At 46.2% G+C, this 1,041-nt stretch carries 1 protein-coding gene; it reads right to left on the bottom strand.

What is annotated here, in order from left to right:
• The coding region (locus tag ACYQ0N_RS15300; protein ID WP_460163180.1) for a helicase HerA domain-containing protein at positions 1 to 1,041 on the bottom strand (1,041 nt) is incomplete at both ends.

Genomic DNA, 1,041 nt, shown 5'->3' with positions numbered 1-1,041 from the left:
ATACAATTTCATTAACATAATTTCTATCGTATCTATCTCGCTGTCAGAAAAGTCTTTGTATGCTCTGAAAAAGTCCTTTAAATATGATATGTGCTGACTTAGCCTTGTTACCCTTCTGAACGCTTCCGGAGACTGCCCGTCACGCTCAGCTTCTCCGAAGGTTTTGGGTTCAAGGGGATTTATCATATATTCTCCCGACATGAAATCGAGATAGGTTCCTCCCAGATTTTCCGTCAGCTCCTTGTACTCCTGTTCAGCGTCTAAAATTATTATGCTTTTTCCGCTCTCCCTCATATTGGTAAGCAAAAGCTTCATAAGGTACGACTTTCCCTGACCGCTGTTTCCTAAAATGAGAACGTTTGCGTTTGTCTTGTCGTCGCTTCGCTTATCAAAGTCCGCCAAAATGTTTGTTCCGAACTTATCTTTTCCGATATAGAAGCCCTTTTCATCGGTTTTTCCGCTGTAATTCAGCGGATAGAGATTTGCGACCGAGCTTGCCGGAAGAACGCGTTCATACAGACTGCCGAACACATTGTATCCGAACGGCAAAGCTGAGAGCATGCCTTCTTTCTGACGGAGGATCAGTCTGTCGACAGTTATTTTTGAGCGCGTAAGCTCCATTAGTATATCCGACTGAAGCTCCTTAAGCTTGTCCTCGCTTACCGCTTTCAGTTCGATAAACACGGCGCAGTGCAGCAGCGGTTCCTTGTTTCGGCGCATATCGGCAATAAGCTGAACAACGTCCTGTAAATTGCTTTCCGCGGCAATCGATTCCGTTACGTCGTTTACAGTCGACATAAGCTTGTTTCTTCTTGCGGCATGCTGAATTATCTGCCTTTGCTCGGCGCTGTCCACAAGGCGGTTATATATTCTTAAAGTAACCGAGCTTCTGTCGGCAAGATGGGCGAGGATAGCCTGTTCTTCGGTGGTAGGCGGCCATTCTCTGACCGCCCACACGCATTTATACGAATTGCCGCAGATAAAATGGTCGGTAAAAAAACGGACCGTGCCGGGAACGACGCGGTCAAAAAACTCCTGTAT

Source organism: Ruminococcus sporogenes (assembly GCF_054655175.1).
The sequence above is the reverse complement of the archived record's forward strand: the minus strand, read 5'-3'. Positions and strand labels throughout refer to the sequence as shown.